Origin of the sequence: Kineococcus sp. NPDC059986 (assembly GCF_040702905.1) — a bacterium.
Taxonomy (GTDB): Bacteria; Actinomycetota; Actinomycetes; order Actinomycetales; family Kineococcaceae; genus Kineococcus.
Genome location: NZ_JBFBND010000007.1, coordinates 120,069 through 145,251, shown reverse-complemented (window position 1 = coordinate 145,251; position 25,183 = coordinate 120,069). Strand labels below are relative to the sequence as shown.

The window sequence follows — 25,183 nt, the reverse complement described above, 5'->3', positions numbered from 1 at the left end:
GAGCTGCATTCCCCGTCCGACCCCTGGAGGGCGGGCCCGGAACCCGATGCGCCACCCGAAGCGGTCCTGCCGCGGAGCAGGACGCGGGATTCCCGGTGCCGCGGGAGCCGAGGAACGCCGTGGTGCGCCGGCCGTTGACGGACTGACGGCCCGGTTCCCAGACATGGTGAGGCGTTGTCCACGCACTCCTGGGGAGTCGCTGGCCTGCGGCGAAGGTGGTGGACGGCAAGCGGTGGGGTGTCTGCGGTCGTGCAGGTCTGCCGCGTCGAAGCCGGTCTACCCGGTCGTCTCGGGTTTCGTCCCGCCCAGGAGGACGCTGATGGCGCCCGTCGGTTGAGGACGGCCCAGGTGGTAGCCCTGCAGCAGGTGCACCCCTGCCCCGGTCAGGTACGCGCGTTGCTCCTCGGTCTCCACCCCCTCACCGATGACGCGGAGGTCCAGACCGGCGGCGACGACGAGGACCGCGTCGACCAGGGCCCTGGACCGGGTGTCCTCCGGCAGGCCCGCGACGAAGCTGCGGTCGATCTTCGCGTAGGCCACAGGGAACCCCACGAGACGGGACAGCGAGGAGTACCCGGTGCCGAAGTCGTCCACAGCGATGGGGTGCCCCTGGGCGGAGTAGGTTCCCAGGGCCGACAACAGCAGGGGATCGGAGAAGGCCTCCTCCAGGATCTCCAACCCCAGGTCCCCCGGCTGAAGACCGTGGACGGCGAGGCTGGCGGTCAGAGCGGTGAGGGTGTCGGGGTCGGAGAGTTCGCGCGGGCGCACGTTGCAGAACACCCGCTGCGGCGCGCGCCCGTCGAGGTCACGTCGCCACACCGCGAGCTGGGCGCAGGCGGTCTCCACGACCCAGTGCCCGAGGCGCGGCAGCAGACCGCTGGCTTCGGCGCGGTCGATGAAGTCGATGGCCGGCAACAGGCCGAACTCGGGGTGTTGCCAGCGCAGGAGGGCCTCTACCGCCTCGATGCGTCCGGTGCGGGCGTCGATGATCGGCTGGTAGTGCAGGCGCAGCTGTCGCCCTTCGAGGGCGGAGGCGAGGTCACGTTCCAGGCGGCGGCCGAAACCGTGGACGTCGCCGAAGACGTGGTCACGGATGATCACTCGCCCCCGCCCGGCCTCCTTCGCCGCGTACATCGCGGTGTCGGCGTCGTGGAGCAACGCGTCGGCGTCGGGGGCGTCGTGGGCGGTGGTGACTCCGATGCTGGCCGAGACGAGGAGGTCGATGCCGTCGACTCGCACAGGCTGTGCGAGGGCGGCGCGCAGGCGGGAGGTGATGAGGGTGAGGGTGCGGTGCAGTTGCGTCGCGTCGCTGGGGAGCTCCTCGCACAGCAGGACGAACTCGTCCCCGGCCAGACGCCCCAGGGTGTCCCCGGAGCGCAGCGTGGCGTACATCCGGCGGGTCACCTCGGTCAAGACCTGGTCCCCGGCGCCGTGGCCGAACGTGTCGTTGATGTTCTTGAAGCGGTCCAGGTCGATGAACACCAGGGCGATCGTGGCGGAGCGGCGTCGGGCGGTGAGCAGGGCGTGCTCGATGCGGTCGTAGAGGAGGCCCCGGTTGGGCAGCCCGGTGAGCTGATCGTGCATCGAGCGGTGCTCCAGCTCCCGCTGGGAGGCGCGGGCCTGATCTCGGTCGTGCGCCATCACCAAGTAGGAGACCGCCACGTCGGCCAGGAGCGAGGCGGCGGTGAGGATGGACTGCTCCCACTCCCCGGGTTCGCGACGGTAGAGGTCCAGACTGCCCCAGGAGACGCCGCGGCTGCGGAGCGGCAACGCCACCACCGCCGCCATCTGCGAGGCCAACGCGGCGACGGTGAAGTCGTCCCAACGACCCCGCTGGATGCGCAGGTCGGTGATCACCACGGGAGCGCCGGAGTCCATCGCGTCCCGGCACGGGCCTAGCTGCAGGGTGTCCTGCAGCATCTCGACCTCGAAGGTGGAGGTGTCGGAGTGCACGAAACGGCCCCGGCGTCGCAAGCCGTCCCCATCGCTCACGCCCATCACCCCGACGCTGTCCACGGCCAAGGCGGCACCGGCGGCCTCGCACAGTTCCCGCAGCATGGCGTCCACGGTGAATTCGCCCGTGGCTGCCCGTGCCAGGCGCGCCACCGCGTGGACGAGGGCCTCGGGAACGGTTCCGGGGTGGTGGGAGACATCGTGGTCGGATCCATCGTGCTCGGTCATGGTGCGTCCCGTCCGCGACGCACGACGACCTGACCCTGCCCACGACGCCCACCCTCTTCCGGCGAGGAGGGACGGACGGCGGTGGGTCGTCCGCCAGCCGGATCGACGTGGAGGAGAACCATCCGAGGCTTAGACGCGGGTTGCGGTCGTTCGGGCGTCGCCGTCCATCAGCGCGTCCAGAAGACGTCAACCGGGAACGGCGCTTCCTCGGGGAGTGACAGCGCGCGAGTAGCCCTCGGTGAACTGCACACTACGCCGATGGACCCTCCGCCACCCGACGGACGCTTCGTGGTCCTCTCCACGCTCTTCCGCGGGAGCATCGTGGGCAGCTGCACGGCACCTCCACCACCGGGTAGGACGTGGCGGGAGTGGCGGCGGACATGAACCAGCTGGCGGCAGGCATCCGTTGGTGCTCAGTCCGCGTCCGGCCACGGGGACACCCTCCGCGTCTCGGACTGAACTCGCGCTGGCGTCCTGCACGCGTCAGCGAGTCGGTGCGAGTTCCGAGGTGGCGGCGGTCCGTCGAGCGTCGGGCTGCTCAGGCGGTCACGCGACTCGTCGGGTTGCGTCCCGCAGCGTCCCGTGGGGCACCGGCTCCTCTCCGAGGCGATCGGCAAGGTGGCCGCTCCCACTGCAGACGGGGCCGTCACGACGAAGGGGATGGCGGTGGCGCCTGTGCGCCCGCTCACCAGGTCGCCGGTCCAACGCACCAGCTGACGAGTCGGGATCCGTGGTGTCGTCGGCCGAGCCGACAGAGGCGAACGGTCCTGCTGCAACGGGCTGGGACGCCGTCCCGGGTGGGATGCCCCCCGGGACGGCGTCGCGGACCGCACCTACTGCTGCGCGTCGCGCTCCTGCGCCCGCAGCGCGCGGGCGACCCCGTCGCGGTTCTCCAGCACGAGCCGGCGCAGCGCGGGCGGCGCGTCCGGTTCGGCCTCGAGCCAGGCGTCGGTGCGCTCGACGAGGGCGTGGTCGGCGAGCTCCAGCGGGTAGAGGCCGGTGACGATCTGCTGGGCCATCTCGTGGGTCCGCTCGGTCCACACCGTGCGCAGGGCGGCGAAGTACGGCTCGACGAACGGCCGCAGCAGTTCCTCGTCGTGGGCGCGGGAGAACCCGCCGATGACGGAGGCCTGCACCGCGTTCGGCAGGTCGCCGCGCTCGACGACGTCCGCCCACGCCTGCTGCTTGGCCTGCGGGGTGGGGATCGCGGCGCGGGCCGCGGCCGCCGAGCGCTGACCCGTCGCCGTCGCGTCCCGCGCGACCTCGGCGTCGATGGCCGCGGCGTCCCGGACGCTGCCGGCCACGAGCGCGGTGAGCAGCGCCCACCGCATGTCCGCGTCGACCTCGAGGCCCTCGATCACCTCGGACCCGTCGTACAGGCCCGCGACGACCTCCAGGTGCTCCTCGCTGCGGGCCGCCGAGGCGAACGCCCGCGCGAACTGCAGCTGCGTGTCGCTGCCGGGGGCGGCCGCGCGCAGGAGCTCCAGCAGGGTGGTCGCGGTGCGGGCCCGCACCTCCTCGCGGTGCCCGGGCGCGGTGTACAGCTCCACCGTCGTCGTCAGCTGCCGCAGCAGCACCAGGGCGACCGTCGAGTCGGCCCGCGCCGCGTCGCCGGGCAGCAGCGTCGTCAGCAGCAGGTCGGCGTAGGCGCGGGCGGGGGACTCCCCGTCGCGCGTCATGTCCCACAGCGCCGCGGCGACGAGGGACCGCGGCAGGGAGTCGCGGAACGCGTCCAGGTGCTGCAGCGCCGTGGCGAGGGAGACGTCGTCGAGCCGGATCTTGGCGTACGCGAGGTCGTCGTCGTTCACCAGCAGCAGGTCCGGGCGCTTGCGGCCGACGAGCTGGGGCAGGTCGGTGCTCGCGCCCGCGGCGTCCAGCTCGACGCGGTGGGTGCGCTCGAAGCTGCCGTCGACGAGGTCGTAGCAGCCCAGGGCGATGCGGTGGGCCCGCAGGTGCGGGTGCGCCGCCGGGGCCTCCTGCAGCAGTCGGGCCGCGGTGATGGTGCCGTCCGCGTCGGTCTCCAGGACCGGGCGCAGGGTGGCGACGCCGGCGGTCTCCAGCCACTCGCGCGACCAGGCGGACAGGTCGCGGCCCGACGTCGCCTCCAGCTCGCGGAGCAGGTCGACGAGTTCGGTGTTCCCGAAGGCGTGGCGCGCGAAGTAGGCCCGCACCCCGGACAGGAACTCCTCGCGGCCGACGTACGCCACGAGCTGCTTGAGGACGCTGGCGCCCTTGGCGTAGGTGATGCCGTCGAAGTTGACGGCGACGTCCTCGAGGTCGTTGATCTCGGCGACGATGGGGTGGGTCGTCGGGAGCTGGTCCTGCCGGTAGGCCCACGACTTCTCGAGGGAGTTGAAGGTGGTCCAGGACCCCTTCCACTCGGTGGCCTCGGCGGCCGCCAGGGTCGAGGCGAACTCCGCGAAGGACTCGTTCAGCCAGAGGTCGTTCCACCAGCGCATGGTCACGAGGTCGCCGAACCACATGTGCGCCAGCTCGTGCAGCACCGTGACGACGCGCCGCTCGACGGTCGCCTGGGGGACCTTGGAGCGGAAGACGTAGCTCTCGACGAACGTGACCGCCCCGGCGTTCTCCATGGCCCCGGCGTTGAACTCCGGCACGAAGACCTGGTCGTACTTGGCGAACGGGTAGGCCCGGTCGAACTCGCGCTCGAAGAACTCGAAGCCCTGCTGGGTGGCGCGGACGACGTTGTGGGCGTCGAGGTGCTCGACGAGGGACTTGCGGCAGTAGACGCCCAGGGGGATCGTCCGCCCGTCGGCGGAGACGAGGGAGTCCTCGGACCCCTCGTAGGGCCCGGCGATGACCGCCGTGACGTAGGACGACAGCCGCGGTGTGCGCTCGAACGTCCAACGCGTCCCCGCCTCGACCGGGTGGCGGTGCTCGACGGGGGAGTTCGAGATGACCCGCCAGTGCTCGGGCGCGGTGATGGTGAACGTGAACTCGGCCTTGAGGTCGGGCTGCTCGAACACCGCGTAGACGCGGCGGGAGTCGGCGACCTCGAACTGGGAGTAGAGGTAGACCTCGTCGTCGACGGGGTCGACGAAGCGGTGCAGGCCCTCGCCGGTGTTCATGTACCGGCAGTCGGCGACGACGAGGAGTTCGTTCTCGGCGGCCAGGCCGTCGAGCTGGACGCGGGCCCCGTCGGCGACCACGGCCGCGTCCAGGACGGTGCCGTTGAGGACGACCTCGTGCACGGCGGCGCTGACGAGGTCGATGAACGTCGAGGCGCCGGGGGTGGCCGTGAAGTGCACCGTCGTGGTCGACCGGAACGTCTCCGCCCCCGTCGTCAGGTCCAGGTCCACGTCGTAGTGCTCGACCTGCACCAGACCGGCCCGGGTGCGGGCCTCCTCGCGCGTCAGGTTCTCGCCAGGCACTGCACGTCCTCTCCTCGAGCCACCCAGGGCACTCGCTCCGTCCCGGCCGCCCGCGGCGGCCGGTGTCGCGGACGACTCTGCCACGGCGCTCCGACACGGACCCCCGCAGCCGGGTGTCGGACCCCGGGCGCACCATGAGGGCATGACCGAGCAGACCAGCCCGCAGACCACCCCGCAGGACGGCAGCCCCCAGGACGCGCCCCGCAGCGGGGCCCAGGCCGACTTCTGGTTCGACCCGCTGTGCCCCTGGGCCTGGATGACCTCGCGCTGGATGCTCGAGGTCGAGGAGGTGCGCGACATCTCGGTGCGCTGGCACGTCATGAGCCTGTCGGTCCTCAACGAGGGCCGGGACCTGCCCGAGGAGTACCGCGAGCTCATGACCAAGGGCTGGGGTCCCGTGCGCGTCGTGACGGCCGCCCGCGTCCTGCACGGCGAGGACGTCGTCCTGCCGCTCTACACGGCGATGGGCACCCGCATCCACCCCGGCGGGAACAAGGACTTCGACGCGGTCATCGCCGAGTCACTGGCCGAGGTCGGCCTGCCCGCCGACCTGGCCGCGGCCGCCCACTCCTCGACCTACGACGCGGAGCTGCGGGCCTCGCACACCGAGGGCATCACCAAGGTCGGTGAGGACGTCGGGACGCCGGTCGTGGCCTTCGACGACGTCGCCTTCTTCGGGCCCGTCGTGACGCCCACGCCCCGGGGCGAGGCCGCGGGCCGGCTGTGGGACGGTTGCCTGCTCGTGGCGGGCGTGCCCGGGTTCTTCGAGCTCAAGCGCACCCGCACGCAGGGCCCCGTCTTCGACTGAGCCCCCCGGGGCCCGTCGCGTCAGACGACGATGCGCATCGGCAGCCCGCGCTCGTCCTCGTCCCCGCCGAGGACGGTCGCGGGCCCTGCCGGCCGGCCCTGCCCCGACCAGCGCAGCGCGGACCACGCGCACGCGGCCGCGTCGAGGTGGTCGTCGCCGGGTGGCGCGGGCGGTCCGTCCAGCCACGCGGCGAGCGCCCGCACGCGCGCCGCCCGGCCTTCGGGCGTCTTCTTCGACGGCAGGACACCGCCGGTCATCGCGGCGAAGGACAACTCCGGGTGCGTCTCCACGACGAGCCCGCGGGCGGGCGGGTGCTCCGCCAGGGCGTCGTCGACGGCCAGCACGGGACCGCGCAGACCCCACGTCTGGGCCGACAGGCCGCGCCCGCCCAGCAGGTGCCGGCACCTCGCCCGGGCGCCGGCGTAGTCCGGGGCGCGCAGGACCTCGCGCGGCGGGACGAGGAAGACGCGCGGGTGGGCGCGGCCGAGGGTGCGCTTGGCCAGCAGGTCGACGGGCCGCCAGTCGTGCGCCGGCAGACCCACCGGCACGTCGAGCCCCACCACGCGGGCGCCGTACCGGTGCGCGAGGTCGAGGACGGGGCCGGCGTCCTGCCCGGGCAGCGTGAGCCAGGTGAGCACGCGGGCGCGGTCCGGTCGGCCCTCCACGACGGCGACGGCCCAGCCCCCGCGGCGGCCGTCGACGCCGAGCACCACGGGGCCCGGACCGGTGACCGACGACGCGCGTGACCCCACGGCGCGATCGTCGCACCGGGCTGCCAAGCTGAGGCCATGCGCGTCCACATCGGCACCGACCACGCCGGTTTCGAGCTCAAGGAGCACCTCGTCGCCCACCTGCGCGAGCAGGGGCACGACGTCGTCGACCACGGGGCTCCCACCTACGACGGGCAGGACGACTACCCGCCGTTCATCCTGCGCGCGGCCCAGGGGGTCGCCGGCGACCCCGGCAGCCTCGGCATCGTCATCGGCGGTTCGGGCAACGGCGAGCAGATCGCCGCGAACTTCGTGCCCGGCATCCGCTGCGCGCTGGCCTGGTCGGTCGAGACGGCGCGACTGGCGCGTGAGCACAACGACGCGCAGTGCGTCGGCATCGGGGCCCGGATGCACACGCTCGAGGAGGCGACGGTGCTCGCCGACACGTTCCTCGCGACGCCGTTCTCCCAGGACCCGCGCCACGTGCGGCGCATCGAGATGCTCGACGAGTACGCGCGCACGGGCGAGCTCCCGCCGCTGCCCGGCGCCTGAGCCCGGGCGGTGCCCGAGGGTCACACCGTCCGGCGCGACGCCCGCCGCCTGGGGGAGCGCTTCGCGGGCTCGCCCGTCGTCGTGAGCAGCCCGCAGGGGCGCTTCGAGGAAGGGGCGGCCCTGCTCGACGGCCGGACGATGGTCGCGACGGACGCGCACGGCAAGCACCTGCTGGCCGACTTCGACGACGGCCGCACGCTGCACGTGCACCTCGGCCTCTACGGCAAGTGGACGACGGGCGACGGCGTGCCCGAGGCGCCCCGGGGCCAGGTCCGCCTCCGGCTCGAGGGGGAGCGCGGCTGGGCCGACCTGCGCGGGCCGACGGCCTGCGAGGTGCTCGACCCCGAGGGGGTCGACGCGCTGCACGCCCGCCTCGGCGAGGACCCGCTGCGCGCGGACGCCGACCCGGCGGTCGCCTGGGCCCGTGTCCACCGCAGCCGGTCGAGCACGGCCGGGCTGCTCATGCAGCAGGAGGTCGTGGCCGGCGTCGGCGTCGTGTACCGGGCGGAGGTCCTCTTCCGTGCGGGCATCAACCCCTACCGGCCCGGCCGCGAGCTGCAGGAGGGCGAGTGGGACGCGCTCTGGTCCGACCTCGTGACGCTCATGGCGGCCGGGGTCAGGGCGGGGCGGATCGTCACCACCCGGCCCGAGCACCGGACCCGCCGCAGCGGGCGTCCGACGCGGGCGGACGCGTTCTACGTGTACCGGCGCCAGGGGCAGCCGTGCCGGGTGTGCGGGACGGAGATCGCCTACGCGCAGCTGGCGGCGCGCAACCTCACGTGGTGCCCGTCCTGCCAGCCCGAGTGACCTCACGCGATGTGATTGGTCCAATACGGTCCGTCACTCGTAGGATGCGGGGGTGCAGCGGTCCGTCCCGCGCCGACCGCTCCGGTCCCGGGCGTTCGGCCTGAGCCCCGGTCGTCGGGCCGCGGTCCGACGGCTGTTGGCACGCCCTCCGCAGCGCGCAACGGCGACCGTCCTCGTCGTGCTCGTCCTCGCGGTCGGGCTCACCTCGGCGCGCACGGGCAGCGTCCCGCTCACCTCGGTCGTCCCGCTGGTGCTCGTCGGGGCTCTGCTCCTGCGCCTCGCGCCGATGCTCGTGCTGGCCGTCGCCACGGTCCTCGCCCTCGTCGCCTCGATGGTCCTGCGCGCCGAGCAGCGCTCGCCCGTGACCCCCAGCCTCGTCGTCGTCATCGTGCTCACGACGCTCATGGCGGTGCAGTTCGCCCGGGGCCGCGAGCGGCTCGGGCTGACCGGCTACCTCGGGGAGGCGATGCTCGTCGACCTGCGCGACCGGCTGCTCGACCAGGGCCGGCTCCCGCAGCTGCCACCGGGCTGGCACGCCGAAGGGCTCGTCCGCCCCGCCCACGGCGACGCCTTCTCCGGTGACGTCCTGCTGTCCTGCCTGAGCGGGCAGCGGCTCGAGGTCGCGCTCGTCGACGTCTCGGGGAAGGGACAGGACGCAGGCAGCCGCGGTCTGCTGCTGTCCGGCGCCTTCGGCGGTCTGCTCGGGGCCGTGGCCCCGCACGAGTTCCTGGCCGCGGCCAACCGCCACGTCCTGCGCCTGGGCTGGTACGAGGGCTTCGCCACCGCCGTGCACGTGGCCGTCGACCTCTCCTCGGGCAAGGTCGCGGTCTCCTCCGCCGGGCACCCGCCCGCCGTGCACGCCCACGGCGCCGCCGAGGCCGAGCTCCTGGAGACGACCACGGGACCGCCGCTGGGGCTGGTCCCCGACGCCGAGTTCCCCGCCGTGACGGCGACGCTCGAGCGGGGTGACGCCCTGCTCGTGTACTCCGACGGCGTCGTGGAGCAGCGCGACGTCGACCTCGGCGAGGGGATCGGCGCGCTCGTCGCACGGCTGCTCTCCCTCGCCCCGGGAGCGCGGGCGGGAGCCCTGGCCGGGCTCGTCGACGACGTCGCGCCGGGGGAGGCCGACGACCGGACCGCGCTGCTGCTGTGGCGGGACGCCTGAGCGCTGCGGGACGCCACCGGAGTCAGGTGCGGGCCGGACCCTGCGCGGTCCAGGACGCCGCGACCCGGGCCCCGTGCTCGGCGCCGAGGGCGGTGGCCAGCTCGGCCAGCAGCCTCCGGGCGTCGCGGACGCACACCCGCGGGTCCGGCTCGAGGTCGGTGAGCGCCCTCGCGTCGGCGAAACCCGCTGCGCGCCAGCGGTCCTCCGGCAGCGTCCGGCGGCCGCTGACGACGACCACGGGAGCGGGGACGCGCGCTGCGGCGGCGGCGACCCCGACGGGCGTCTTCCCGCCGAGGGTCTGCTCGTCGAAGCTGCCCTCGCCCGTGATGACCAGCGAGGCGTCCTGCGTCCGGTGCTCCCACCCCGCGAGGTCCAGCACCACCTCCACCCCCGGCCGGCGCCGCGCCCCGAGCAGTCCCAGGGCGAGGAACCCGACGCCGCCGGCCGCGCCCGCGCCGGGCTGGTCGCGCGCGTCGGTGCCCGTGGCCTCGGCCAGCGCGTCGGCGAAGCGGGCGAGGGCCCGGTCCAGCAGCTCGACGTCGTCGGCGGTCGCCCCCTTCTGCGGCCCGAAGACGGCCGCGGCACCACGGGGCCCGAGCAGCGGGTTGTCGACGTCGGCCGCGAGGGTCCAGAACCGGCGGCGCACCAGCGGGTCCAGCCCGGACAGGTCGACGCGGTCCAGGTCGAGCAGGGCCGCCCCGCCGTCGGGCAGGTCGTTCCCGGCGGCGTCCAGCAGTCGTCCGCCCAGGGCTGTGAGGATCCCGGCCCCGCCGTCGGTGCTCGCGCTGCCGCCGACGGCGAGGACGACGTCGCGGACCCCGGCGTCCAGGGCGTGGCGCACGAGCTCGCCCGTGCCGCGGCTGGTGGCGGTCAGCGGGGCGCGGACGCCACCGGGCAGCCGGTCCAGCCCGGAGGCCTGCGCCATCTCGACGATCGCGGTGTCCCCGTCGCGGGCGTACGTCGCCTCCACGCGGTCGCCGGTGGGGCCGGTGACGTCGACGGTCACGGCACCGAAGCCCGCCGAGCGGATCGCGGCCTCGACGGTGCCCTCCCCGCCGTCGGCGACGGGCAGTTCAGTGGCGACAACCGCCCAGCCGGTGGTGTCGAACCCGCGGTCCCGTGCACCGGCCGACAGGACGCGGAGGAAGCTCTCGCGGAAGGGCCCGGCGATCGTGTGGGCCACCTCGGTGGCCGTCAGCGAGCCCTTGAACTTGTCCGGCGCCACGACGACGTGGAAGGCCACCTTCTCGGGCATGCGCGGACCCTACCGGGGGAGAGCCCCGCAACGACGCAGCGGCCGGCCCCCTCGGGGGACCGGCCGCTGCGGTGGAGCGGGCGACGGGAATCGAACCCGCGTAGCTAGTTTGGAAGACTAGGGCTCTACCATTGAGCTACGCCCGCACGTGCTTTCACCGACGAGCCACCCGCTGCGGGGTGGCTCGGGGAACAGCGTAGCGGGTCGTGAGCGGTAGCCTGCTGCCTGTGCCACCCGTGCGGTGGTGCGCGGGGTGTGGCGCAGCTTGGTAGCGCGTCCGCTTTGGGAGCGGAAGGCCCCCGGTTCGAATCCGGGTACCCCGACGGACACGCGTCCGTCCGCAGTGCGGACGGTCGCGCAGTGATGGGCTCCGACGCGGACGGCTAGGCTTTCGCGGTGCGTCGGGGCTGACCCGGCGTGCCGCACGCCTGACCACGACCTCCGCCCCGCGTGGAGAGACCCCAGGAGACCCCTGCTGTGAAGAGCGACGTCGAGACCCTCAACGCGACCCGGGTGAAGTTCACCGTCGAGGTCGGCTACGACGAGCTGAAGCCCAGTCTCGACAAGGCGTACAAGTCCATCGCGGGTCAGGTGCAGGTGCCGGGCTTCCGCAAGGGCAAGGTCCCCGCGCGCGTCATCGACCAGCGCTTCGGCCGGGCCGTCGTGCTCGAGGAGGCCGTCAACGACGCGCTGCCGAAGTTCTACCAGCAGGCCGTCGAGGCCTCGGACTTCCTGCCCCTGGGCCAGCCGACGGTCGACGTCTCCCAGGCGCCCGACCCGGCCACCGGTGGCGACCTGAAGTTCTCCGTCGAGGTGGACGTCCGCCCGACCCTCGAGCTGCCCGACCTGTCGACCATCGAGGTCACGGTCGACGACCTGCAGGTCCCCGAGGAGGAGGTCGAGACCCGCCTCACCGCGCTGCGCGAGCGCTTCGGCACCCTCACCGGCGTCGACCGCGCCGCCGCGGACGGCGACTTCGTCTCCATCGACCTGCTCGCCGAGATCGACGGCGAGGAGATCGAGAGCGCCAAGGGGATCAGCTACCGCATCGGCCAGGGCAACATGATCGACGGCCTGGACGAGGCGCTCACCGGTGTCGCCGCCGAGGGCACCACCACCTTCACCGCGCCGCTGGCCGGCGGGGACCGCAAGGGCGAGGACGCCAGCATCACCGTCACCGTGCAGTCGGTGAAGAAGCGCGTCCTGCCCGAGGCCGACGACGACTTCGCCCAGCTGGCGAGCGAGTTCGACACCCTCGAGGAGCTCAAGGCCGACCTGCTCCAGCAGGTCGAGCAGTCCAAGAAGTTCGAGCAGGGCCTGCAGGCGCGCGACAAGGTCCTCGAGAAGCTCCTCGAGGTCGTCGACGTGCCGGTCCCGGCCTCCCTCGTCGAGGCCGAGATCCACGCCCACCTCGAGCGCGAGAACCGCCTCGAGGACGCCGAGCACCGCGCCGAGATCACCGAGTCCACCGAGCAGGCCATCCGCAGCCAGCTCCTGCTGGACGCGCTCGCCGAGCGCGAGGAGATCGGCGTCGAGCAGGGCGAGCTCATCGAGTACCTGGTCGGCCAGGCCCAGCAGTACGGCATGGACCCGAACCAGTTCGTCCAGATGGTCGACGGCGCCGGCCAGGTGCCCTCGATGGTCTCCGAGGTCCGCCGCCGCAAGGCGCTCGCGGTCGCCATGGAGAAGGCCACCGTGACCGACGCGTCCGGCAACACGGTCGACCTCGAGGAGCTCGTGGGCGGCGACGACGAGGACGAGACCACCGAGGCGAGCGGGGACGAGACCGTCGAGAGCCCCGCCACCGAGGCCGGCGAGACCGTCGACCCCACGGGTGAGGACGAGCAGGCCGCGGCCGAGCAGGTCGCGTCGCCGGACTCCGCCGAGGACTCCGCCAAGAGCTGATCCCCGCCGCTGTGGGCGCACCGGTGACGGTGCGCCCACAGCGAAAAGGGCCCGGTCCCGACATGGTCGTCGGAGCCTGCGCGTTAGGGTCGAACGAGATCGGCGGAGCATCCGCCGGACCCTCCCGGACACGTCCGGGGTGGGTGGTCGACGCCAGGAGAGGGCCAGGGAACAGCGTGAGCGAGATCTTGAGCGCACCGGGACTGGTGACGCCGCAGCAGGCCCGGACGGGCCAGCCGGGCATGGGCCTGGACGACAACGTCTACCAGCGGCTGCTGCAGCAGCGGATCATCTGGCTCGGGACCGAGGTCCGGGACGACATGGCCAACGCCATCTGCGCGCAGCTGCTGCTGCTGGCGGCGGAGGACCCGGACGCGGACATCTTCATGTACATCAACTCGCCGGGCGGCTCCGTGTCCGCCGGCATGTCGATCTACGACACCATGCAGTACATCAAGCCGGACGTGGCCACGATCGCCACGGGCATGGCGGCCTCGATGGGCCAGTTCCTGCTGTGCGCGGGGGCCGCGGGCAAGCGCTCGGCGCTGCCGCACGCGAAGATCATGATGCACCAGCCGCTCGGCGGCCTGGGTGGTTCGGCCTCGGACATCAAGATCCTGGCCGAGCAGATCATCGCCACGAAGAAGCAGATGGCCGAGCTCATCGCGCAGCACTCCGGCCAGACCTTCGAGACCATCACCCGCGACTCCGACCGGGACCGCTGGTTCTCGGCGCAGGAGGCGAAGGACTACGGCCTCATCGACCACGTCGTCGGCCACACCAGCGAGGTCGAGGGCGGGGGCGGCACCGGTGCCTGAGCTGTTCCGCCCGCCGTTCACGACCGCCTCGAGGGGAGACCGCCCGATGAACCCGCACACGAACCCGCGCACCAACCCGGTGGGCCGGCTGAACCCGGCGTACGACCAGTCCGCCCGCTACGTGCTGCCGCAGTTCGAGGAGCGCACGTCCTACGGGATGAAGCGCTCGGACCCGTACACCAAGCTCTTCGAGGACCGCATCATCTTCCTCGGCGTCCAGGTGGACGACGCCTCGGCCGACGACATCATCGCCCAGCTCATCGTGCTGGAGTCCCAGGACACCGAGCGCGACATCATCATGTACATCAACTCCCCGGGCGGGTCCTTCACGGCCCTCACGGCGATCTACGACACGATGATGTACATCCGCCCGGACATCCAGACGTACTGCATGGGCCAGGCGGCCTCGGCCGCCGCCGTCCTGCTGGCCGCCGGTGCCCCGGGCAAGCGCTTCGCGCTGCCGAACTCGCGCATCCTCATCCACCAGCCGGCCATGGCCGGCGGCGACTACGGTCAGGCCTCCGACCTGGAGATCCAGGCCAACGAGATCCTGCGCATGCGCTCCTGGCTGGAGAGCACGCTCGCGTTCCACTCGAACCGGACGGCCGACCAGGTCCGCGAGGACATCGAGCGCGACAAGTTCCTCACGGCGAAGGAGGCCGTCGAGTACGGCCTCATCGACGAGGTGCTGGAGAGCCGGAAGGCGTCCGCCCCCTCTCTGTGAGCACCCAAAGTCACTCACGTGCAGCAGTGAGTGACATGACGCCGAGCTTCCGGGGGGCCGGTCTGGCACCGTGTCCCCCGGGAGCGTCTAATGAGTCGGGCGCGGTGGACCCGGCAGGTACCGTGGGTCCGACCGGCGGGACGCACGGTCCCGGGCGACCGGACCCTGTGCCGGCCGTCGGGACACCCCGCACGTCGAGGAGAGGAATCGTCGGTGGCACGCATCGGTGACGGTGGCGATCTGCTGAAGTGCTCGTTCTGCGGCAAGAGCCAGAAGCAGGTCAAGAAGCTCATCGCGGGCCCAGGTGTCTACATCTGCGACGAGTGCATCGACCTCTGCAACGAGATCATCGAGGAGGAGCTCGCCGAGGCCAACGACCTGGGCCTGGTGGAGCTGCCGAAGCCGAAGGAGATCTTCGACTTCCTCGACCAGTACGTCATCGGCCAGTCCTCGGCGAAGAAGTCCCTCGCCGTGGCCGTCTACAACCACTACAAGCGCATCCAGGTCGGCGAGGCCGCGGGCAGCGGGAAGACGCGCGGCGAGGACGCCGTCGAGATCTCCAAGTCCAACATCCTGCTCATCGGGCCGACGGGCTGCGGCAAGACCTACCTCGCGCAGACGCTCGCCAAGATGCTCAACGTCCCCTTCGCCATCGCCGACGCGACGGCCCTGACCGAGGCCGGCTACGTCGGCGAGGACGTCGAGAACATCCTCCTCAAGCTCATCCAGGCCGCCGACTACGACGTCAAGAAGGCCGAGACGGGCATCATCTACATCGACGAGGTCGACAAGATCGCCCGCAAGTCCGAGAACCCCTCGATCACGCGGGACGTCTCCGGTGAGGGCGTGCAGCAGGCGCTGCTGAAGATCCTCGAGGGGACGACGGCCTCCGTGCCGCCGCAGGGCGGGCGCAAGCACCCCCACCAGGAGTTCATCCAGATCGACACGACGAACGTCCTGTTCATCGTGGGTGGTGCCTTCGCCGGGCTGGACCGCATCATCGAGGCCCGTTCGGGCAAGCAGGGCCTCGGCTTCGGCGCCCAGCTGCGCTCGACGACGGAGAAGAAGGCCGAGCCGTCCTTCGCGGACGTCATGCCCGAGGACCTCATGAAGTTCGGGCTCATCCCCGAGTTCATCGGGCGCCTGCCCGTCATCACGAGCGTCGAGAACCTCGACCAGGAAGCCCTGATCCAGATCCTCACGAAGCCTCGCAACGCCCTGGCCAAGCAGTACCAACGGATGTTCGAACTGGACGGCGTGGAGCTGGAGTTCACCGACGACGCGCTCGAGGCCGTCGCCGACCAGGCCATCCTCCGCGGCACGGGCGCCCGCGGGCTGCGCGCCATCATCGAGGAGGTCCTCCTCCCCGTGATGTTCGACGTGCCCAGCCGCGACGACATCGCGCGCGTCGTGGTGACCCGTGAGGTCGTCCTCAAGAACGTCAACCCGACGCTCGTCCCGCGCGAGGCCCCGGCCCGCAAGACGCCGCGCGAGCGCCGCGACAAGTCGGCCTGACCCACCCGCCCGACCCGCCCCACCCGACCCGAGAGCCCCGCCCCGACCCCGGCGCGGGGCTCTCGTGCGTTCCGACGCCGCCCCTCCCGCGGGGGCGGACTCGGGGCCGGGAGCACGCCGTCCGCCCGCTCGCCGGGACCGGGCCGGACGCAGCAGAGCCCCGCACCGTCCGGTGCGGGGCTCTGCTGCCAGGGGTCGCGACGCCTACTGCTGCAGGACGGCCTCGACGTCGATCTGGACCTTCAGCGTGGTGCCGAAGACGGCCACGCCGATGCCGACGGCCTGGTTCCAGTTCATCTTGAAGTCGTCGCGGTGCAGTTCGGTCGTCGCGGAGAACGCCGCGCGGGTGCCACCCCACGGGTCCGGGCCCGACCCCGCGTAGGACAGCTGCAGCTGCACCGGGCGGGTGGTGGCCAGGAGCGTCAGGTCGCCGGCCAGGACCCACCCGTCGGCACCGCGCTGGACACCCGTCGCCGTGAAGCTGAGCGTCGGGTAGCGGTCGGTGTCGAGGAAGTCCGCGGAGCGCAGGTGCTCGTCGCGCATGGCGTTGCCGGTGTCGATCGAGCGGGCGTCGATCTCGACCTGCACGCTGGCCCGCGAGACGTCCTCGGGGACGGTGATGACCCCGGAGAAGTCCAGGAAGCGGCCGTGCACCGCGGCCAGGCCCAGGTGGTGGGCCCGCGCCGAGATGGTCGAGTGCGTGACGTCGATCGCCCAGACGCCGGGGGGCGGCACGTCGCTGCCGCCCTGCCGACGCAAACGGACCTCGCCGATGCGCCAGGCCCCGTCGGCGGGGGCGACGACGCTCGTGGCGCGCGGTTCGTGGGCGGCGGCCGCGACGAGCATGGTCGCCGCCCCCGCGGGCACGCCCAGGAGCGCGAAGCCGCCGTCGCCGCCGGTGACCGCGCGGGCGACCTGGGAGCCGTCGGCCCCCAGCAGGGTCACCGAAGCGCCCGTGACGGGCCACCCCTCCCGGTCCAGGACACGGCCCTCACCGGTCACCCCCGACACGGTGCCGGCCGGGGCGCCCGCGAGGTGCGAGGGCGCCGGCTCCGGGCTCACCGCTGCTCCGAGCGCGACTCGAACCGGGTCAGGTCCAGCGTGGCGCCGGCGTCGTGGACGCCGAGCGTGATCTGGGCGGCGGACACGGTGTCCTCCTCGACGTCGACGGACGTGGCGACCGGGGCGTACCCGGCGGCGGTCAGCGTGTAGTGACCCCCGGCGAGGTCCTCGAAGGAGTAGCTGCCGTCGGACCCGGTGAGGACCGAACCGACGACCTCGCCGTCGGCGTCCACCAGCGTGACCGAGGCCTCCCGCAGGACGCGGCCGTCGCTCGCGGCGACGACGGTGCCCGTGAGCCGGCCGCCGCCGGTGAGGACGAGGTCGCAGGCGAGGGCCCCGGAGTCGGGGACCTCGATGCTGCGGGCCAGCGGCCGGTGCGCCTCGCTCTGGGCCGTGAGCACGTAGGTGCCGCCCATGAGCTGGTCGAAGGAGTAGCCGCCGCCGCCGTCGCTGCGGGTGGAGCCGACGACCTCACCCGTGACGTCGGTGAGGGTCACGAGGGCCCCGTCGACGCCGGTGGTCCGGCCGTCGTGCCCCGAGGGCCCGTCGAGGGCGTCGGGCAGCGCGTGGGTCAGGACGCGGCCGGTGATGGCCGAGCGGCCGGACAGGACGACGTCGCGGGTGACGGAGGAGTCCCCGACACCGACGAGGGTGGCCGAGGGCGCCACGTGCGCGGCGGCGACGATGAGCAGGTAGGTGCCGCCGGTGGGCAGCGCCAGGGCGTAGGCGCCGTCCTGGTCGGTGCTGGTGCGGGCGACCTGCTGCCCGGACTGGTCGGCGAGGGTCACCACCGCGCCCGCCAGCGGACGGCGGTCGTGGTGGCGGACCCGGCCGGACACCGTGAGGCCGGCGTCGGTGCGCGGGGACTGGGCGGGCACGCTGGGGATCTCCTCCCGGACGGGGTGCGGCTGGCCGTTCGACGGGCCGGCGGCGGGGTCGTGGGCGGTCGTGCCGATCTTCGCACTGCCCACGCCCTCCTGGCCCGTCGTGGCGACGACGGCGGTCGCGGCGGTGCGGGTCGTGGCGTCCGGCGTGGCGTCCGTCGTGTCGTCGCCGGTGCGCAGCGCGCGCTCCTTGAAGAAGAGCGTGATGACGAACGCGACGAGCGCGAACGGCGCGGCGACGAGGAAGACGTCCGCGATCGAGGACCCGTAGGCCGACTGCACGATCGAGCGCACCGGCTCGGGGATCGCGGACAGGTTCGGCACCCCGGTCGAGGAGCCCATCGAGGCGAGCGCCTTGGCCGGGTCGATGCGGGCCGCCGTCAGACCCTCCTGGAGGTGGTGGGTGACGCGGTTGCCGAGGAGGGCGCCGAGCGCGGAGACGCCGATGGCCCCACCGAGGCTGCGGCAGAAGGCGACGAAGGAGCTGGCCGAGCCGAGGTCACGCGGTTCGACGACGTTCTGCACCGCCAGCACGAGGTTCTGCATCGTCATGCCGACGCCCAGGCCGATGAGGGCCATGAACGGGGCGATGACCCAGTAGTTCGTGTCGTACTCGATGGTGCTCATGAGGCCGAGGCCGGCGGTCAGCAGGACGCCGCCGGTGACGAGCCAGCCCTTCCAGCGGCCGGTGCGGGTGATGAACTGCCCGGCGACCGTGGAGGCGATGAACAGACCGAGGATCATCGGGATGGTCATGACCCCGGCCATGGTCGGGGTCTCGCCGCGGGCCAGCTGGAAGTACTGGCCGAGGAAGATGGTGGCGCCGAACAGGGCCACGCCGACGAAGAGGCTGGCGGCGGCGGACAGGGCGATCGTCGGGTTGCGGAAGAACTTCAGCGGGACGATCGGCTCCTTGGCGCGGTGCTCGGCGAGCACGGCCAGGGCCAGCAGGACGACACCGGCGGCGACGAGGCCGACGGTCCACCAGGACGCCCAGTCGAACTGCGTGCCGGCCAGGGAGACCCACACGAGCAGGGCGGAGATGCCGCCGGCCAGCAGGATGGCGCCGAGGTAGTCGATGGAGACCTCGCGCTTGGGCTGCTCGGGCAGCTTCAGCCGGGTCTGCAGGACGATGAACGCCAGGACGGCGAAGGGGATGCCGACGTAGAAGCACCAGTGCCAGGACAGGTGCTGGGTGAGGACCCCGCCGATGAGCGGGCCGCCGACGGTCGCGAGCGCGAACGTCGCACCGAGGTAGCCGGAGTACCGGCCGCGCTCCCGCGGGCTGACCATCGAGGCGAGGATGACCTGCGCGAGGGCGAGCAGACCGCCACCGCCGATCCCCTGGAAGACGCGCAGCGTGATGAGCATTCCCATGCTCGTCGACAGCCCGGCGATGGCCGAGGCGATGACGAAGATGACGAGCGCGATCTGGACGAGCAGCTTCTTGGAGAAGAGGTCGGACAGCTTGCCCCAGATGGGCGTCGAGATCGTCGTGGCCAGCAGGGCCGCGGTGACGACCCACGTGTAGCCCGACTCGGTCCCCTTGAGGTCGCTCACGATCCTCGGCAGCGCGTTCGAGACGACCGTCGAGGACAGGATGGCGACGAACATGCCCAGCAGCAGCCCCGAGAGCGCCTCGAGGATCTGGGCGTGGGTCATCTGGGGGGTGCCACCGGGTCCGGTGGCCGTGCTGGACGTCGCGTGGACGTCGGTCGTGGTGCTCATGCGTTCCCCTGCAACTGCAAATCGTGGCTGGACGGGCTGGACGGGTGCTGGGTCAGGTCGACGGTCCCCGCGGCGCGGGCGGCGGCGACCTCGGTGGTGCCGACGAGGCGACCGAGGAGGTGCGTGAGGGTCTCGACCTCGTCGTCCCCCCAGTCGTCGAGGTGGTCGACGAGGCGGCCGACGACGGCGCGGCGGACCCTCCGCAGCTCCTCCACCCCGGCCGGGGTGACGTTCAGCCGCTGGGAGCGGCCGTCGACGGGGTCGGGGGAGGAGGCGAGGAGTCCGCGCTGCTTGAGGTGGCTGATCTGCCGGCTCACGGTCGACAGGTCCAGCGACAGGTGTTCGGCGACCTCGCTGATGCGCAGCGGGCCGTGCTGGACCACCACGGCGAGCGCGGCGATCGCGGGCACGTGGTGGGTGCCCACCAGCGCCCGACGGGCCCGGAGGAGGTCCGGGAAGACGTCGACGAGCGCGGAGCACGCGTGGGGTGTGGCCATGACGACCTCTGACTAGCTCGGTTGGTGTGCGCAAGCAACCATAAGAGAATTGGTTGCTCCATGCAACCCGAGAGTCGTCCACGCAGGGCGAGCCCGCACCCGGAGGTCGGGGCGGGCTCGCGGCGGGGGTCTCAGATGACGGAGTTGAGGCGGTGCAGGAGCTCGGCCAGGGCACCCATGTCGCCCTCGGGCCAGCCTTCGAGGCGCGTGTGCAACCGCTGCCGGCGCGCCGACCGCGCGGCGTGGACCTTCTCGAGCCCGTCGGGGGACAGGGTCAGCTTCACGGCACGACCGTCCGTGGGGTCGGCCTCCCGGCTCACCAGGCCGAGGCGCTCGAGCAGCTGGACCTGGCGGGACAGGGTCGGTTTGCCGATGCCGAAGAACGTCGCCAGGTCCGACGGTCGCGACTCGCCGACGTCGTCGAGGCGCACCAGCAGGCTGTACGCCTCCGGTTCGAGGTCGGGGTGCACGCTGCGCGCGGTCTCCCGGTTGATCGCGCGAGAGCGTCGCAACAGCACGGCGAGTTCGCGTTCCAGCGCTTCAGCGGGGCCACTGACCATCCCCGGAACCTACCGGCCCCCGCGCCCGGCGGACGAACGCCCCGCGACACGCCGGTCCGACCCGGTTGTCGGGATCCGGCCGGACCCCCTACTGTCCCGAACTGATGCATCGAACCGATGCATCGAAGGATCAATTCGAACCGACGGGGGACGGGACGTGGTCCGCAAGCGCGGTGACGTGGTGCTGCTGGCGGTCCTGGCGCTGCTGGCCGACGGTCCGCTGCACGGCTACGAGGTGCGCAAGCGCCTCGACCAGCGGCTGGGGGTCTTCCGCGCCCTCAGCTACGGGACGCTCTACCCCGCGCTGCGCGCCCTGCAGGCCGGCGGGTGCATCACCGAGACGACGCAGGAGCGGCTCCCCGGCACCATCAGCCCCAAGCGGGCCCGGGTCGTGTACGAGATCACGGCGCACGGCCGCGACCGCCTCGGCGCGCTGCTCGAGGAGTCCGGGCCGGAGGCGTGGGAGGACGACGCGTTCGGCGTCCACTTCGCCCTCTTCGGCAAGGTCGCCCCGCGCACCCGGCTGCGCATCCTCGAGGGCCGCCGCGCGCGGCTCCTCGAACGGCTCGAGCAGATGAACCGCTCCATCGAGCGCACCCAGGCCCAGCTCGACGTCTACGCCCTGGAGGCCCAGCGGCACGGGGTGGAGACCGTGCGCAGCGAGGTCGACTGGCTCGAACGCCTCATCACCGCCGAACACCACCCCACCACCTCACCCACCCCCACCCCCACCCCGAAGGAGACCCCCTGATGGCCGGTCCCATCCGTGTCGCGATCGTCGGCGTCGGCAACTGCGCCGCCTCGCTCGTCCAGGGCGTGCACTACTACCGCGACGCCGACCCGACGCAGTCCGTCCCCGGGCTCATGCACGTGCAGTTCGGCGAGTACCACGTGCGCGACGTGGAGTTCGTCGCCGCCTTCGACGTCGACGACAAGAAGGTCGGTCTCGACCTCGCCGACGCCATCGGTGCGTCGGAGAACAACACGATCAAGATCTGCGACGTCCCCGCCACGGGCGTGACGGTGCAGCGGGGCCACACCCTCGACGGCCTCGGCAAGTACTACCGCGAGACCATCAGCGAGTCGGCCGCCGACCCGGTCGACGTCGTCGCCGCCCTGCGCGAGGCGCGGGCCGACGTCCTCGTCTGCTACCTGCCCGTGGGCTCCGAGGACGCCGCGATGTTCTACGCGCAGTGCGCGATCGACGCCAAGGTCGCCTTCGTCAACGCGCTGCCGGTCTTCATCGCGGGCACCCCCGAGTGGGCGCAGAAGTTCACCGACGCAGGTGTCCCGATCGTCGGTGACGACATCAAGTCCCAGGTCGGCGCGACCATCACCCACCGGGTCCTGGCCAAGCTGCTCGAGGACCGCGGGATCAAGCTGGAGCGGACGTACCAGCTGAACGTCGGCGGGAACATGGACTTCAAGAACATGCTCGAGCGCGACCGCCTGGAGTCCAAGAAGATCTCCAAGACCCAGGCCGTCACCTCGAACGTCGAGGCCGACTTCGGCACCCGCAACGTCCACATCGGCCCGAGCGACTACGTCCAGTGGCTCGACGACCGCAAGTGGGCCTACGTCCGCCTGGAGGGCAAGGCCTTCGGGGACGTCCCGCTGAACCTGGAGTACAAGCTCGAGGTCTGGGACTCCCCGAACTCCGCCGGCGTCATCATCGACGCCGTGCGCGCCGCCAAGATCGGCCTGGACCGCGGCATCGGCGGCCCGCTGCTGTCCCCGTCGGCGTACTTCATGAAGTCCCCGCCGGAGCAGCGCGACGACGAGCGCGGTCGGGCCGAGCTCGAGGCGTTCATCGCGGGCACCGTGGAGCGCTGACCGCACACCGGACCGCGGCCCCGCCCTCCTGCCGGGAGGGCGGGGCCGCGGTGCCTCAGCCCTCGGTCGGGGCGATCTGCGCGACGGCGGTGAGGCCCTCGGCCCCCTCGACGACGACCCACTCGATGGACGCGGCGCGCGACGCGGCCTGGATGTCCGCCTCCGCGCGCCGCCCCGCCTCGACGAGGTGGGCCGGGCCGGAGACCGTGGCCGCCGTGAGCGGCGTCTTCTGGGAGACCTTCGCCTCGCTCTTGACCTTGCGCAGCGCCGAGAGCGCCTGCCCCGCAGCGGGGAGCACGAGCGTCGTGCCCGCGTCCACCGCACCCAGCTCACCCGTCGTGGGCCACGGCGCGGTGTGGACGGACCCGTCCTGCCACCACGACCAGACCTCCTCGGCCGCGTAGGGCAGGAACGGCGCGAAGAGGCGGAGCAGGGTCCGCAGGGCCAGCGCCGCCGTCGCCCGCGCCGACGCGGCCGGACCCTCACCGCGCGAACCGTAGGCGCGGTCCTTGACCAGTTCCACCCAGTCGTCGCAGAAGTTCCAGAAGAACTTCTCCGTGACGTCGAGGGCGGTGGCGTGGTCGTACCGCCCGAAGGCCTCCGTCGCCTGGCCGACGACGGTCACCAGCTGGGCCAGGACGCCCGCGTCGATCGGTTCGGTCACCGCGGCGGGGTCGGCCGCCGTGCCGCGCTCGACGCCGAGGCCCAGGACGAACTTCGAGGCGTTGAGCAGCTTCATGGCCAGCCGGCGGCCGATCTTCATCTGACCCGTGTCGAAGGTGGCGTCCGTGCCGAGCCGCGACGAGGCGGCCCAGTACCGCACCGCGTCGGAGCCGAACTCCTCCAGCAGCGCCAGCGGCGTGACGACGTTGCCCTTGGACTTCGACATCTTCTTGCGGTCGGGGTCGAGGATCCAGCCCGACAGCGCGGTCCGCTTCCACGGCAGCCCGTCGAACTCCAGGTGCGAGCGCACGACGGTCGAGAACAGCCAGGTGCGGATGATGTCCTGGCCCTGCGGGCGCAGGTCCATCGGGTAGACGCGGGAGAACAGGTCCTCGTCACGTTCCCAGCCGCCGGCCAGCAGCGGGGTCAGCGACGACGTCGCCCACGTGTCCATGACGTCGGGGTCGGCCGCGAAACCGCCGGGCACCCCGCGCTGGTCCTCGGTGTACCCCGGGGCCGGCTCGGCCGCCGGGTCGACGGGCAGCGCGGCCTCGTCGGGCACGACGGGGGAGTCGTAGACGGGTTCGCCGTCGGCGTCCAACGGGTACCAGACGGGGAACGGCACACCGAAGAACCGCTGCCGGGAGATGAGCCAGTCGCCGTTGAGGCCGGAGACCCAGTGGTCGTACCGGTGCTTCATGTGCTCGGGGTGCCAGGCGAGTTCGCCGCCGCGGGCGAGCAGCGCGGAGCGCAGCTGGGAGTCGCGGCCGCCGTTGCGCAGGTACCACTGGCGCGTGGAGACGATCTCGAGCGGCCGGTCGCCCTTCTCGTAGAACTTCACCGGGTGCGTGATCTTCTTCGGCTCCCCGACCATGTCGCCGGAGGCCTGCAGGGCCTCGACGACCGCCTTCTGCGCCGAGAACACCGTCTGGCCGGCCAGCGTCGCGTAGAACTCCGCCCCCGCGCCGGACAGCCACGCCGGCGTCTCGCGCAGCAGCCGCCCGTCGCGGCCGATGACGGCGCGGTTGGGCAGGTCCAGCTCGCGCCACCACGTGATGTCGGTCGTGTCGCCGAAGGTGCAGATCATCGCGATGCCGGACCCCTTCTCGGGGTCGGCCAGCTTGTGGGCCACGACCGGCACCTCGACGCCGAACAGCGGCGTGCGCACCGTCGTGCCGAACAGCGGCTGGTACCGCTCGTCGTCCGGGTGCGCCACGAGCGCCACGCAGGCCGGCAGCAGGACGGGCCGGGTCGTCTCGATGAAGACGGGCTCCCCGCCGGCGGTCGGTGCGAAGCCGAGGCGGTGGTAGGCGCCCTCGGTGTCCTTGTCCTCCAGCTCGGCCTGCGCGACGGCGGTGCGGAACGTGGTGTCCCAGAGCGTCGGCGCCTGCTGGGAGTAGGCCTCACCGCGTGCGAGGTTGCGCAGGAAGGCGCGCTGGGCCGTGGCCCGCGAGGTCGCCGAGATCGTCGAGTAGGTGTGGGACCAGTCGACCGACAGGCCCAGGCGGCGCCACAGCGACTCGAAGACCTGCTCGTCCTCGGCCGTCAGCCGGTCGCACAGCTCGACGAAGTTGCGGCGCGAGACCTGCACGAAGTCGCGGTCGTTCTTCGGCGCCTTCTCCGGCGGCACGAACGACGCGTCGTAGGGCAGCGTCGGGTCGCACCGCACGCCGTAGTAGTTCTGCACCCGGCGCTCGGTGGGCAGGCCGTTGTCGTCCCAGCCCATCGGGTAGAAGACCGACTTGCCGCGCATCCGCTGGAAGCGGGCGACGACATCGGTGTGGGTGTAGCTGAAGACGTGCCCCACGTGCAGCGACCCGGACACGGTCGGCGGCGGGGTGTCGATGGAGAAGACGTCGTCGCGTCGCGCGGAGCGGTCGAAGGCGTAGGTGCCCTGGTCCTGCCACGCGGGCGCCCAGCGCTCCTCCAGGCCGTCGACCGTCGGACGGTCGGGTACCTCGACGCCGGGAGCGGTGGTCGCGCGGAACGGCGCCGGTGCGGGGGCGGCGCCGTCGGTGGTCGGGGTGCTGGCGTCGGACATGCCCCCATCATCCCGCACCCGAGCAGGCACTCCGCAGGCCGTCCTCGGGCCGTCCGGTGACCCCCGGACGGCCCAGTCAGGCC

At 72.6% G+C, this 25,183-nt stretch carries 19 protein-coding genes and 2 tRNA genes; 11 read left to right on the top strand and 10 right to left on the bottom strand.

Annotated elements, in window-relative coordinates:
- Nucleotides 1-276: 276 nt before the first annotated feature.
- Nucleotides 277-2,181 (bottom strand): EAL domain-containing protein, encoded by a 1,905-nt coding sequence (locus AB0637_RS07915; protein WP_366171060.1) that lies wholly within the window; start codon nt 2,179-2,181, stop codon nt 277-279.
- 833 nt (nt 2,182-3,014) lie between these two features.
- Nucleotides 3,015-5,573: an aminopeptidase N gene (gene pepN, locus AB0637_RS07910; protein WP_366171058.1), complete on the bottom strand. Its 2,559-nt coding sequence runs from the start codon at nt 5,571-5,573 to the stop codon at nt 3,015-3,017.
- 142 nt (nt 5,574-5,715) lie between these two features.
- On the opposite strand from pepN, the gene AB0637_RS07905 reads away from it, so the two are divergent.
- Nucleotides 5,716-6,381 (top strand): DsbA family protein, encoded by a 666-nt coding sequence (locus AB0637_RS07905; protein ID WP_366171056.1) that lies wholly within the window; start codon nt 5,716-5,718, stop codon nt 6,379-6,381.
- A 20-nt stretch (nt 6,382-6,401) separates the two neighbouring features.
- On the opposite strand, the gene AB0637_RS07900 is transcribed toward AB0637_RS07905, so the two are convergent.
- Complete coding sequence (locus AB0637_RS07900) at nt 6,402-7,133, bottom strand: DUF429 domain-containing protein (RefSeq protein ID WP_366171054.1); 732 nt, start codon at nt 7,131-7,133, stop codon at nt 6,402-6,404.
- A 36-nt stretch (nt 7,134-7,169) separates the two neighbouring features.
- On the opposite strand from AB0637_RS07900, the gene AB0637_RS07895 reads away from it, so the two are divergent.
- The 3 genes from AB0637_RS07895 to AB0637_RS07885 all read left to right on the top strand — a co-directional run bounded on the left by AB0637_RS07895 (nt 7,170) and on the right by AB0637_RS07885 (nt 9,615).
- Nucleotides 7,170-7,643 carry a ribose-5-phosphate isomerase gene (locus AB0637_RS07895; protein ID WP_366171052.1) on the top strand — a complete coding sequence of 158 codons (474 nt, stop codon included), beginning with the start codon at nt 7,170-7,172 and terminating at the stop codon, nt 7,641-7,643.
- A gap of 9 nt (nt 7,644-7,652) precedes the next feature.
- The gene (locus tag AB0637_RS07890; RefSeq protein ID WP_366171050.1) at nt 7,653-8,450 is read left to right on the top strand and encodes a DNA-formamidopyrimidine glycosylase family protein; all 798 of its coding nucleotides are present in this window, start codon (nt 7,653-7,655) and stop codon (nt 8,448-8,450) included.
- Nucleotides 8,451-8,628: 178 nt separating this feature from the next.
- The gene (locus AB0637_RS07885; protein ID WP_366171048.1) at nt 8,629-9,615 is read left to right on the top strand and encodes a SpoIIE family protein phosphatase; all 987 of its coding nucleotides are present in this window, start codon (nt 8,629-8,631) and stop codon (nt 9,613-9,615) included.
- A 22-nt stretch (nt 9,616-9,637) separates the two neighbouring features.
- On the opposite strand, the gene AB0637_RS07880 is transcribed toward AB0637_RS07885, so the two are convergent.
- Nucleotides 9,638-10,870 carry a glycerate kinase gene (locus AB0637_RS07880; protein WP_366171046.1) on the bottom strand — a complete coding sequence of 411 codons (1,233 nt, stop codon included), beginning with the start codon at nt 10,868-10,870 and terminating at the stop codon, nt 9,638-9,640.
- A 72-nt stretch (nt 10,871-10,942) separates the two neighbouring features.
- Nucleotides 10,943-11,016: transfer RNA gene (locus tag AB0637_RS07875), tRNA-Gly, on the bottom strand.
- Nucleotides 11,017-11,119: 103 nt separating this feature from the next.
- Between AB0637_RS07875 and AB0637_RS07870 the strand changes: the two genes are divergently transcribed.
- The 5 genes from AB0637_RS07870 (at nt 11,120) to clpX (ending at nt 15,832) form a co-directional block, all read left to right on the top strand.
- Nucleotides 11,120-11,193, top strand: a tRNA-Pro gene (locus tag AB0637_RS07870).
- Nucleotides 11,194-11,347: 154 nt separating this feature from the next.
- Entirely contained in the window at nt 11,348-12,775 is a 1,428-nt protein-coding gene (tig, locus tag AB0637_RS07865) for a trigger factor (protein ID WP_366171044.1), read from the top strand.
- A 242-nt stretch (nt 12,776-13,017) separates the two neighbouring features.
- Complete coding sequence (locus AB0637_RS07860) at nt 13,018-13,593, top strand: ATP-dependent Clp protease proteolytic subunit (RefSeq protein ID WP_366171095.1); 576 nt, start codon at nt 13,018-13,020, stop codon at nt 13,591-13,593.
- A 46-nt stretch (nt 13,594-13,639) separates the two neighbouring features.
- The gene (locus AB0637_RS07855; protein WP_366171042.1) at nt 13,640-14,317 is read left to right on the top strand and encodes an ATP-dependent Clp protease proteolytic subunit; all 678 of its coding nucleotides are present in this window, start codon (nt 13,640-13,642) and stop codon (nt 14,315-14,317) included.
- Between the two features lie 213 nt (nt 14,318-14,530).
- Entirely contained in the window at nt 14,531-15,832 is a 1,302-nt protein-coding gene (gene clpX, locus AB0637_RS07850) for an ATP-dependent Clp protease ATP-binding subunit ClpX (RefSeq protein WP_366171040.1), read from the top strand.
- Nucleotides 15,833-16,036: 204 nt separating this feature from the next.
- Here clpX and AB0637_RS07845 read toward each other — a convergent pair whose 3' ends face one another.
- From AB0637_RS07845 to AB0637_RS07830, 4 genes are all read right to left on the bottom strand, one after another.
- Nucleotides 16,037-16,894: a YceI family protein gene (locus tag AB0637_RS07845; protein WP_366171038.1), complete on the bottom strand. Its 858-nt coding sequence runs from the start codon at nt 16,892-16,894 to the stop codon at nt 16,037-16,039.
- The gene (locus AB0637_RS07840; RefSeq protein ID WP_366171036.1) at nt 16,891-19,506 is read right to left on the bottom strand and encodes an MFS transporter; all 2,616 of its coding nucleotides are present in this window, start codon (nt 19,504-19,506) and stop codon (nt 16,891-16,893) included. The genes AB0637_RS07845 and AB0637_RS07840 overlap by 4 nt, the downstream gene beginning before the upstream one ends.
- Nucleotides 19,503-20,003, bottom strand: a complete 501-nt coding sequence (locus tag AB0637_RS07835) for a MarR family winged helix-turn-helix transcriptional regulator (RefSeq protein ID WP_366171034.1) — start codon at nt 20,001-20,003, stop codon at nt 19,503-19,505. The genes AB0637_RS07840 and AB0637_RS07835 overlap by 4 nt, the downstream gene beginning before the upstream one ends.
- Nucleotides 20,004-20,134: 131 nt before the next feature.
- Entirely contained in the window at nt 20,135-20,563 is a 429-nt protein-coding gene (locus AB0637_RS07830; protein ID WP_366171032.1) for a MarR family transcriptional regulator, read from the bottom strand.
- Nucleotides 20,564-20,720: 157 nt separating this feature from the next.
- Here AB0637_RS07830 and AB0637_RS07825 point away from each other — a divergent pair, with 157 nt between their 5' ends.
- On the top strand, nt 20,721-21,314 hold the full coding sequence (locus AB0637_RS07825; RefSeq protein WP_366171030.1) for a PadR family transcriptional regulator: 594 nt from the start codon (nt 20,721-20,723) through the stop codon (nt 21,312-21,314).
- Nucleotides 21,314-22,396 carry an inositol-3-phosphate synthase gene (locus tag AB0637_RS07820; protein ID WP_366171028.1) on the top strand — a complete coding sequence of 361 codons (1,083 nt, stop codon included), beginning with the start codon at nt 21,314-21,316 and terminating at the stop codon, nt 22,394-22,396. Before AB0637_RS07825 ends, AB0637_RS07820 begins: the two co-directional genes overlap by 1 nt.
- 55 nt (nt 22,397-22,451) lie before the next feature.
- On the opposite strand, the gene valS is transcribed toward AB0637_RS07820, so the two are convergent.
- Nucleotides 22,452-25,100, bottom strand: coding sequence for a valine--tRNA ligase (gene valS, locus AB0637_RS07815; RefSeq protein WP_366171026.1), 2,649 nt, complete (start codon nt 25,098-25,100; stop codon nt 22,452-22,454).
- Nucleotides 25,101-25,183 lie beyond the last annotated feature (83 nt).